This is a genomic window from Mycobacterium ulcerans subsp. shinshuense, assembly GCF_002355775.1.
Taxonomy (GTDB): domain Bacteria; phylum Actinomycetota; class Actinomycetes; order Mycobacteriales; family Mycobacteriaceae; genus Mycobacterium; species Mycobacterium marinum.
Map to the genome: position 1 here is coordinate 4,134,531 of NZ_AP017624.1, position 10,754 is coordinate 4,145,284.

The 10,754-nt window shown below is 65.2% G+C and carries 5 protein-coding genes and 4 pseudogenes; 3 read left to right on the top strand and 6 right to left on the bottom strand.

Going from position 1 to position 10,754, the window contains the following annotated elements; genetic code table 11:
• Positions 1 to 40: 40 nt before the first annotated feature.
• From SHTP_RS18480 to SHTP_RS18490, 3 genes are all read right to left on the bottom strand, one after another.
• Positions 41 to 508, bottom strand: a complete 468-nt coding sequence (locus SHTP_RS18480) for a DUF5130 domain-containing protein (RefSeq protein WP_011741466.1) — start codon at positions 506 to 508, stop codon at positions 41 to 43.
• The gene (ctaJ, locus tag SHTP_RS18485) at positions 495 to 728 is read right to left on the bottom strand and encodes an aa3-type cytochrome oxidase subunit CtaJ (protein WP_011741467.1); all 234 of its coding nucleotides are present in this window, start codon (positions 726 to 728) and stop codon (positions 495 to 497) included. Before ctaJ ends, SHTP_RS18480 begins: the two co-directional genes overlap by 14 nt.
• A 101-nt stretch (positions 729 to 829) precedes the next feature.
• A complete protein-coding gene (locus SHTP_RS18490) occupies positions 830 to 1,471 on the bottom strand; it encodes an HNH endonuclease (protein WP_015356563.1) in 642 nt (213 codons plus the stop codon).
• A 153-nt stretch (positions 1,472 to 1,624) separates the two neighbouring features.
• Between SHTP_RS18490 and SHTP_RS28045 the strand changes: the two are divergent.
• From SHTP_RS28045 to SHTP_RS18500, 3 genes and pseudogenes are all read left to right on the top strand, one after another.
• A pseudogene (locus SHTP_RS28045) lies at positions 1,625 to 1,927 on the top strand (globin domain-containing protein); the annotation flags it as partial.
• Between the two features lie 48 nt (positions 1,928 to 1,975).
• A complete protein-coding gene (locus SHTP_RS18495) occupies positions 1,976 to 3,589 on the top strand; it encodes a glycoside hydrolase family 13 protein (RefSeq protein ID WP_276527071.1) in 1,614 nt (537 codons plus the stop codon).
• A 236-nt stretch (positions 3,590 to 3,825) separates the two neighbouring features.
• Positions 3,826 to 5,357 (top strand): annotated as a pseudogene (locus tag SHTP_RS18500) (phospholipase C).
• 27 nt (positions 5,358 to 5,384) lie between these two features.
• Here SHTP_RS18500 and SHTP_RS18505 read toward each other — a convergent pair.
• The 3 genes and pseudogenes from SHTP_RS18505 to SHTP_RS18515 form a co-directional block, all read right to left on the bottom strand.
• The gene (locus SHTP_RS18505) at positions 5,385 to 7,124 is read right to left on the bottom strand and encodes a GMC oxidoreductase (protein WP_096371400.1); all 1,740 of its coding nucleotides are present in this window, start codon (positions 7,122 to 7,124) and stop codon (positions 5,385 to 5,387) included.
• An 83-nt stretch (positions 7,125 to 7,207) separates the two neighbouring features.
• A pseudogene (locus tag SHTP_RS18510) lies at positions 7,208 to 8,743 on the bottom strand (MFS transporter).
• Positions 8,740 to 10,749, bottom strand: a pseudogene (locus SHTP_RS18515) (Rv1355c family protein); the annotation flags it as partial. The pseudogenes SHTP_RS18515 and SHTP_RS18510, both read right to left, overlap by 4 nt.
• Between the last annotated feature and the right edge of the window lie 5 nt (positions 10,750 to 10,754).

Sequence of the window (10,754 nt, forward strand, 5' to 3'; positions counted from 1 at the left end):
GGCGTACAGCTGCGCACCCTCGCGGGCAGACGCGCGGCGACTAGGCCGGGGTGATTCCCGAGCTGAGCACGCGGATGGCGCTGACCAGCCCATCGATCAGGTTGCCCTGCTCGAACGCCGACGTGGCGGCGGCAACTCCCAACGGAGCCGCCGACTCGGCGCCGCGCCCCCGCAGGTTCGCGCCATAGACAACCTCGACGGCGCATTGGTCGGGTGAGACCGCAACCAGCACCGCGTCGTTGGGTGTCGGCACCTTGGCCAAGATCGCGCGCGCACGAGCGGCGGTGTCACTACCCAAATCGCCGAGGTACACCGCGAAACGCGCGTTGGACGCACGCGAGGCGTACTTCAGGGCGTCATCGACGGCCACGAGGTCGTCGATCGGGAACGGGTAGTGCACGGACAATTCCCCGGGTTCGGTCACCCTGGATATCCGTCCGCTGCTGGTGAATACCGAACCCCGCGGCAGGTCGGTGGGCTCGATCGTCGCTACGTCACCATGTGCCACTGGCGCCACCTCCAACTGAGAATTCCGAGGAACCATGCCCGCCGTGTCCGTGGGCGTCTCCGACAGCCTCATCGGTGGCGGCCCACAGGATCGGGGGATGCGTCCATTTCTCCGACAGTTCGTAGGTGGCCGGGTGCGGTCCCTTGCGGGTCAAGAAGATCGCTCCCAGGACAACCACCAAGAACAACGGTATTCCGACGAAAAAGAGATGGATCTCCATAACGCTCACGCCCCAAACCGTATCCCACCGAGGGTTCACCCGGCGCAGTTAGGACACGAATTTGATCACCGCGACAGTGTCGGCCAGTCGCGATGACAACGCTAGGCAGCGCCCTCGCCGAGGTATCGGGCCCAGGATGGGTCCAATTCCTTGATCGTCGAGAGCAGTCGCCAGTGCTGACCGGTCGGCGGCAGCGGCGTTCGGCGCAGTGACCAACCAAGTTCGGTGAGCAGCTTGTCACCCTTGCGGTGATTGCACGCTGAGCAGCACGCAACGCAGTTCTCCCACGAATGCTCACCCCCGCGACTGCGCGGCACGACGTGGTCGACGGTGTCGGCTTTCGCCCCGCAGTAGGCACAGCAGAAACGGTCACGGTGCATCAGCGCGGCACGGGTCATCGGAACCCGGGCACGGTAGGGCACCCGGACGTAGGTCCGCAGTTGGATTACCGAAGGAACCACGATGGTTTGGGTCGCCGAGTGGATGACCGGCCCTGCCGGGTCGTCGTGCACCACGTCAGCCTTGCCACAGATCACCATGACGATCGCGCGGCGCATCGGCAAGGCGGTGAGCGGTTCGTAGGTGGAGTTCAGCAGCAGCACCCGCCGGCGGCTCCAGATCGACGCGGTCTCGTGGCGGTTGGGCGGATGGGTATCGACACTGTGCAGACATGACGCGGTCCCAGTCATGCTGGCCGCGGCGCCGTGGTTGCGGTGGCCGCGGCGCTTCTTGCCCTGCGCCATAGATCCTCCGGGCAACAGTCCACCACGATTTGCCGCCGATCGCACGCCTTTTGCCACGTCGACGCCGTGTCACTTGGGTGAACAACAGGGTCTAACGGGTCGCCCGCAACAGCCAGCCAAGACAAATGGCCCACAATGGAAGGGATGGATCAGATGACCGAGCCCTTCTACGACGCTGTCGGGGGGGCCAAGACCTTCGAAACAATCGTGTCCCGCTTCTACGAGTTAGTCGCCGAGGACGAGATATTGCGCCCGCTGTATCCCGAAGAGGACCTATCGGGCGCGGAAGAACGCCTGCGGATGTTCCTCGAGCAGTATTGGGGCGGCCCGCGCACCTATTCTGAGCAGCGCGGACACCCCAGGATGAGGATGCGGCACATGCCTTTCCGGATCACGCCGATCGAGCGCGACGCCTGGCTGCGGTGCATGCACACAGCCGTCGCTGCCGTCGATTCGCAGACCCTGGACGACGATCATCGTCGCGAGTTGCTCGACTACCTGGAAATGGCCGCCCACTCAACTGGTCAACTCACCATTTTGATGGCGGCCGACGGCGACGAAGCGAAGCCGTGGTGGTCCACCGCGGTTTTCTACCAGGTCTATCCCCGATCGTTCGCGGACAGCAGCGGCGACGGTGTTGGTGACTTGGACGGGGTCGCGGCCCGGCTCGATCACCTGGCCCACCTCGGTGTCGACGGGATCTGGCTGAACCCCGTCACGGTGTCGCCGATGGCAGACCATGGCTATGACGTCTCCGATCCCCGCGACGTCGACCCACTGTTCGGCGGCATGGCCGCACTCGAGCGGCTCATCGCGGCGGCGCACCGGCGCGGCATCAAGATCATCATGGACGTGGTGCCCAACCACACCAGTTCGGCGCATCCCTGGTTTCAGGCCGCGCTTGCCGCAGGACCAGGCAGCATCGACCGAGATCGGTACTTCTTCCGCGACGGGCGCGGACCCGGCGGCGTGCGGCCGCCCAACAACTGGGAGTCAGTCTTCGGCGGACCGGCGTGGACCCGGGTGACCGATCCGAACGGCACGCCCGGCCAGTGGTATCTGCATCTGTTTGATACCGAACAACCAGATCTGAACTGGGACAACCCCGACGTCTTCGACGACTTCGAGAAAACGCTGCGCTTCTGGCTGGAACGCGGGGTGGACGGCTTCCGTATCGACGTTGCGCACGGCATGGCCAAACCACCCGGGCTTCCGGACACATCGGACGTCGCAGAGGTATTGCGCCACACCGACGACGATCCGCGCTTCAACCACCCGAATGTGCACGCGATTCACCGCGACATCCGGACGGTCATCGATGAGTACCCGGCCGCGGTGACCGTCGGCGAGGTGTGGGTACACGACAACGCTCGCTGGGCGCAGTATCTGCGACCCGATGAGCTGCATTTGGGTTTCAATTTCCGGCTGGCGCGAACCGACTTCGATGCGGCCGAGATTCACGCCGCGGTGCAGAACTCGCTGCAGGCCGCCGCGATGGCGAACGCCGCTCCCACCTGGACACTGGCCAATCACGATGTGGGCCGGGAGGTCACCCGCTACGGCGGCGGGACCACGGGGCTGCACCGGGCCCGGGCCATGGCGATGCTCATGCTCGCCCTGCCGGGCGCCGTGTTCCTCTACAACGGGGAGGAACTCGGGCTGCCGGATGTGGACCTGCCCGACGAGGTGTTGCAGGACCCGACCTGGGAACGTTCCGGACGTACCGAACGCGGCCGTGACCGGTGCCGGGTTCCGATGCCGTGGTCGGGTACGACTCCCCCGTTCGGGTTCTCCAGCTGCGCTGACACCTGGTTGCCGATGCCGCCCGAATGGGCGGCGCTGACCGTCGAAAAGCAGCTTGAGAATGCCGGTTCGACGTTGGCGTTTTTCCGGCGTGCGCTCGAATTACGCAGGAAGCGTAGGGAATTCGACGGAAACGAAATCCGGTGGCTGAGCGCCCCACGCGGCGCGTTGATATTTCGCCGCCCGGCTGGGTTGGTGTGCGCGCTCAACGCCGGCGACCGCCCGCTGACGCTCCCGGACCGCGAGCTGCTGCTGGCCAGCGCGCCACTAGTCGACGGCGCGTTGGCGCCCGATGCGGCGGCCTGGCTGGTGTAACGACGCGGCGGCCAAGCCCCGTTGGCTCCGAACAGCCAGGCGCCGTTGCCGCCGCTACGCCAGCATCATGGAACGCTCCCGGTCCCGCCGGTGCCGAACCGGATCGGCCGACAGCGAATCCGAACTTGCCTCCAACACGCCGGTCGACTTGGCGCAGCAAAGCATCGCCGGCGTATACCGTTCCTCCCACAAACGCACAGGGAAGGTAGGCGGTGAGCAAGAGCCCCGTCGATGCGATGTCGCGTCGCGAGTTTTTGGCCAAGGCCGCCGCCGCCAGCGGGGCCGGTGCCTTCATGTCCTTGGCCGGCCCGGTCATCGAAAAGGCCTACGCAGCGGGGCCATGTTCGGGTCACCTGAGCGACATCGAGCACATCGTGTTGTTCATGCAGGAGAACCGGTCGTTCGACCACTACTTCGGCAAGCTTTCGGGCACCAACGGATTCGACGCGGCTCACCGCTGTTCGCCCAGAAAGGCTGGAACCCCCAAACACAGTCCAACGATCCGGCCGGAACCACGATCCCCTACCGCTTCGACACCACGCGAGGCCCGCTCGTTGCCGGTGAGTGTGTCAACGACCCAGGACACGACTGGATCGCCATGCACAACGCCTGGAACAACGGCGGCAACGACAACTGGCTGCCGGCCCAAGCCGCGGTCAGTGCGCTGCAGGGCAACACCCCGGTGACGATGGGCTATTACCAGCGCGAAGACATCCCGATCCACTACCTGCTGGCCGATACGTTCACGATTTGCGACGGCTACTTTTGCTCGCTCATCGGAGGAACGTCGCCAAACCGGCTCTATTGGATGAGCGGCACTATCGATCCCGATGGCGCCAACGGGGGGCCGCTGCTGGTAGACCCCAACATCCAACCCCAGGGGCGGTTCAGTTGGCGCACCATGCCCGACAATCTCGAGGATGCCGGGGTCAGCTGGAAGATCTACCAGAACAAGCTGCTGGGGGCGCTGAACAATACGGTCATCGGCTATGACGGGATGCTCAATGATTTCAAGCAGGCCCAGAATCCGCGGACGAATCTAGCCCGTTACGGCATCGCGCCGACCTACCCCAGAGACTTCGTCTCCGATGTCCGCAACAACCGGCTGCCCAAGGTCTCCTGGGTGCTGCCGGGGTTCCTGTTGTCCGAGCACCCGGCGTTCCCGGTGAATGTGGGCGCCGTGGCGATTGTGGACGTGCTGCGGATCCTGCTTTCCAATCCGGCGGTGTGGGAAAAGACGGCGCTCATCGTCAGCTACGACGAAAACGGCGGATTCTTCGACCATGTCACGCCGACCACGGCTCCCCCGGGAACTCCCGGCGAGTGGATCACCGTGCCCAACATCGACGCGGTCACCGGCTCCGGTGGCATACGTGGACCGATCGGTTTGGGTTATCGCGTGCCATGCTTTGTCATCTCGCCCTACAGCCGGGGCCCGCTGATGGTCCACGACACGTTCGACCACACCTCTCAACTGAAGTTGATCGAGACGCGGTTTGGCGTTCCGGTCCCCAACATCAGCGCCTGGCGCAACGGCCTGGTCGGTGACATGACCTCGACGTTCAACTTCGCGGTCCCGCCGAATTCATCGCGCCCCAACCTCAGCCACCCCGCGATCAACGCCGTCCAGAAGCTGCCCCAGTGCGTGCCCAACTATGTCCTGGGCGCCGTGACGAAGACGGCGGTCCCCTACCGGGTGCCGTTCCCGCAGGTGATGCCCACGCAGGAGACCCAGCCGGCGCGCGGGATTCCCAACGGCCTCTGCTAGGCCCGCGCAGCCACCCAGACGGACGGCTCAGACGCGGTCGTCGAGTTCGGTAACGGGGTCATAGCCGGGCAGGCCAAGTTCGCGACGCATCAGTTCGGCGGTGCGTTCGGCGAACATCGAGATGGTCAGAAACGGGTTCACCCCGATGGCTCGCGGGATGACCGACGCGTCACACACGTAGAGCCCGTCGTAGGTGCCGCCATCGGGGTGATACACGTGCCCGGCGTGGTCGACTACGCCGGCGTCGACGTTGTCGGCGGTGGCACACCCACCCATCGGATGGGCGGTGATCAGGTGCTTGCCGAGGAAGCGCTTGTCCCATCGCGGATTCTTGATGTACGTCCCACCAATCGCCTCGACAGCGGGTTTCATGATCGCGTCGACGTCGCGGTAGACCGCTTCGGTCGGGGCCCCCGGCCAGTCGACCTTGACGGTGCCGTTCTTGCGTAGCACCAGTTCGCCGTCGGAGTTGTCGTGCACCATGATCAGGAATCCGAGCGAGTGGTTCATCGCGCCGTCGGTGTTGAAGGTGACGTCACGACGCCAGCGGTCAAGTTTGGTCGGCCGCAGGTCGCGATAGCTGGCCGCGGCCAGCCCCATCAGCCCCAAGCGGAAGCTGTCGACGAGCGCGCGGGGCAGCGACAAGTCCTCCACGGTGAACCGCTTACGCACGTCGGATTGGTCGGCGCCGAAACGCATCACCGCGGTGATGCTCGGCCCGCAAGTCAGCTCGGATCGCGGCGGCCCATCGGTGGTCGCCCAGGTTTGGGTATCGGTGCGCATGTCGGTGTTGTAGGCGATCGCGAAGTTATCGCCGTTGCCGCTGAAGTTCTTACCCAGCCGCCCAGACAGTTTCAGCCCGGCATCTCTCGAGCGCATCAGGATTCCGTTGCTGCCCAGCGCGCCGGCACAGACCACGACGTGACGGCCGGTGATGACGACATCGCCGTCTTGGCCCTTGCGCGAGCCTTGACCTTTGCGCCCGGTGCGCCCAGCGATCACCCGCCAGCGGCCGTCGTCCGCGGCTTCGATGCGCTCCGCTTCGATGCCGCAAAACATCTGGGCGCCATGGCGTGCGGCCATCGGCAGATAGTTGGTCATCAGGGTGTTCTTCGAACCGGTGTTGTCATCGGTGCCATCGCCACCGTGGTTGGGGCAGCGCCGCCGCTGTACGCCGTATCTGGTCACGCGGTCTTCGGCGCTGACCGTGATGTCCAGGATCTGCAGCTGGGCACCCGCGTTCTTGGCGATCTGGGTGAACGCTTCGACGCGACGCAGCGGCACGTTCTCCGCATAGGGCACGGCGCCGAGCATGCGGCGGGCTCGGCCGAAGTATTCGTCCAGGCCGCCAACACCCTCACGCTGCTGTTCCACCAACGCGCGGAACTCCCGCGGCCATGACGCCAGGAACACTTCCCGATCGGGGACGATCGCCACATTGAAGTTGATCAACGAGGTGCCGCCAAGTCCGCTGGCGTGGATCACGTCGATGGTCTTGAAGCGTTCGATCTCGATGAGGCCCAAGGGATTCGAGCGCGAGCGAAGTTCGCCAAGCGCGGCCTTCTCGGTTTCGGGGAAGGTTCCGGTGGGGTGCTCGGCGCCCCGTTCCAGCACCGCGATGTCGAGTTTGCCGCCCGCTGCCGCGTTGGCGGTTGCCAGCCGCGCCGCGGTGATCGCGCCTCCATAGCCGGAGCCGAGGATCACAACGTCGTACTCGCTACGCAACGCATCGGTGTTGCAAGCCAGAACTGCAGCGGTGTCGGCCATGACAAAAACCTAGCGTCAATTTCACCCCAGCAAAACGGGTCCTCCGCTGCGGCCGCCGACCGGATCGGGAACCGGTGGTCCGCTCAACCCGGTTGGTCCGCTGCTTCGTGACCGGTATCGGTCGATCCCGAGAAGCCCAGCATGAACAACCCGGCGGCCACGCCGCACAATGCCACGCACGCGGGCAGCAGCATCGACTGCGACATCGCGACCGAGAAGGGCTCACGCAGCAACCCGGGAAGTCGCACCGCTGTGCCGTCGCTGCCGCGCAGCGCAGGCGAGTTCCCTGGCGACGGCGGCATCTCGGCGGCGATCCGCGCTGTCATGAACGCCGCCATGCCTGAGGCGCCAAGCACGGCCCCCACCTGCCGAGCCGCTGTGTACACGCCGGCGCCCGTACCCGCCAACTGTGCCGGCAGGTCTCGCGAGCCAATGGCGGCCAGCGGCGCCCACACAAAGGGAATGGCCACGCCGAGCGCCGTGATGGGCAGCACCAGCCGCCAGATCGGCGTGCTCAAAGACATCTCGATCGATAGCCAGGTGAGCGCGACCGCCAGCATCGTGAACGCTGAGCTAACCACCAGCTTCGGGTGATACCTGTCGACGATCTTGCCGACCAGGGGCGACACCACCCCACTCATGACCACCATCGGGGCAATCAATGCCGCCGAGCGGATCGGCGACAACCCCACGGCCGACTGCACGAAGAACATCGCCGGCACCATCATCGCTGTCGTCGCAAACGCGACGGCCGCCACCCCGATGCTGGACAGACTGAAGTTGCGGTCGCTGAAGATCTTCAACGGGACCAGCGGGTCACCGCGATTGACCGACTGCCAATAGACGAACACCGCGATGACCCCGACGCCGCCGATCAGCATCATCGAGGTCCACGGCGCCCACCCCGCGTGCTGACCCTCTTGCAGCGCGAACACCACGAGAAAGACACCCAGCGCCGACAGTGCGGCCCCAAGCAGATCCAGCTGCGGGCGGTGTACCGGCAAGACCGGGAGCAGCAGGGCTGCCAGCACCAGCCCGGCGAGGCCGATAGGGACGTTGATGAAAAAGATCCACTACCAGCCCAGCGCCTGGACCAACACACCACCGGCCAACGGTCCCACCAAAGTTGCGACGCCACCGGTGGCTGTCCAGATGGCCAACGCCACACCACGGCGCTGCGGCTCGAATATCCGGCTGATGATCGACAACGTCTGCGGAAATAGCAGCGAGGCGCCCAGGCCCTGCACCGCACGGGCCGTGATCAGCATCCCGATGCTGCCAGACAACCCACACCACAACGATGCCCCCGTGAACACCGCAAGGCCGATGACATAGATGTTCTTGGGACCGAATCGATCACCAAGGCGCCCGGCCACCAGCAACGGCGCCGCGTACGTCAGTAGGTAGGCACTCGTCACCCAAATCACCAGGTAGTAACTGGTGTGCTGGTCGGCCATGATGCTCGGGTTGGCGAACATCACCACCGTGGAGTCCAGGACGATCATGAAGTAGCCGACCAACATCGCCCACAGCGCAGGCCACGGGTTCAATGATCGCGCCCGACGGGTGCCCCGAGCTATCCGCCTGGCGCGTCCGGCGACGAGGCTGGCCCCGATCATGCGTCCGCGCCGCTCCGAACCCCCTTGCGCCACTCTGCTAACGGCCGGCGCCGGCTGCGAACTGACGGGCTCGGTGCGGTGCAGAACCGCAACAAGATGGCCGGCGACTCACCCGTGTCGGCGTCGGCCAGTTCGGCGAACTCCAGCTGCAGTCGCTGTAGCTGGGCACCGTAGCTCGAAGACAGGCCATGCAGCTCTTGATCGTTGTGAGCGTAGAGAAACAGCGGCGTTGTCGGTCCTACCGCCAGCCCCTCCTGCTGTGCGCGGATCCACACGGCTTGAGAGGCCGATCCGCCACGTGCGTAATCGGCCAACGACCGGCCTTGCACGTACACCAGGGCCAGCGCCGAACTCGAAGAGAGCCGGGCGAAGCCGTCGAACCCTAAGGCCACTCCCCCATCCCACCGCGCGAGTTGGGCCGTGACCTCAGGGCGGCAGATCTGCTCGAGCATCATCAACCTGAACGCATCCAGCTCCAGACTGCGAACGTCGATGCCGCTGTTCGCGGCCGGGTCAGTTGGCCAGTGCAGCTCAGCAACCAATTCGGCATGCAGCTCCGGAGTGAGATAGCGGATGCGGTCACTGGCTCCGATAATCCTTGCCGCCCTGTCGATGTCGTCACGACTGCGCAAGACCTGCAGCCGCGCGCCCTCGCCGCGAGCGGCAAGTTCCAGCATCTCCACCGTCTCATCGGAGATCGGAGTGGGCGTCCCATAGTGCCGATTCGTCTGGCGCGCCAGCATCGGTTCGTAAAGTCGCGCCAGATCCGGGTCATCTCCGCTGCCCAGTCTTACCGTCGCGGTCAACGGAGACCGTTCGCTGACCGCACCGATCTCGACCGGCCCGAGAACACCATGGGCAGCGGCCGCGACCCGCGCGTTGAACACCGCCGCGCCGATTCCTACCGCGCTGCAGCGCAAACCGATGTCCACCAAAGACGTGTACTCGGGCGCGAGTTCGATGACAACACAGTCCCGATCGGCTCGGATGCGCCACGGTTGGGCGTTGCCGACCGACGGTGCACGATTGGCGGCCGCGGCGACCACGTCAACGACGTCGCCCAGCTGCGCGGCTTCGGCCAGTGGGTCGGCGTCGGCATCAGACTGCGCGGCGCAAGCCGGCCCGGCCGTCTGCCGGTCGGTGGCGTGGGCGGCGGGATCGTCGATACGGCTGAGCATCTCTTCGACGTCCATACGGATGCGGCCCGATGAAAACGGCTGTTGTAAGCCAATTTTGCGAACGGCCTCAGCAACGCTGGCCGCCCCGAGTTGGACCTCGCTGGCCAGCTGTGGCCAGCCGGACAGCGTCGAACCAACTTCGATGAACGCCGCGGCCTCTCGCGCCGTCACCTTCTCGGGAGAGGTAATGCGATAAAGGTGTGGAATCTTGTCCCAGTCCGACAATCCGCTCAGGGCTGCAGCGTCGATGTCGCCGAGCAGGCCGTGCAGGATCGGCCGCGTCGGTTCCAGGTCGTATCGCTCGACGTCTAACAGACCGCGATAATCAGTGGCCATGATGACCGGTATCCGCCGTGCGCGCGCAGCCTCACGGACCATGACTTTCGTGTCCAGCGAGTCGCATTCCTCGACCACGATGTGCAGCCCGTCAAGAAAAGCGTCGATCGTATCTGCGGTGATGCCGGCCGTGACGACGGACACCTTCAGGTAGGGATCCAACTCAGCTATCCGGCGCGCAGCAGCGGTCGCTTTGTTCACGCCGAGGTCGAGCACCGACAAAGGGACCCGATTGAGATTGGACAGCTCCAGGTGATCAAAGTCGGCGAGCCGCAGCTCACCGCAGAGCCCTTCGGCCGCGAGGGTGTACGCGAGGGTGTGTCCGACGCTCAAGCCGACTACCCCGATACGCAACTCGGCGAGCTGATCTTGTTCCTCCTCGGTGATCAGATGCCGGTTTCGGTCTAGCCGGACAGCGCGAAACGCGTGTGGCCCCAACACACCGACGACCGTTCGTCGCCACGGGTAATGAACCCAGGGCTCCGACCGCTTCCGGG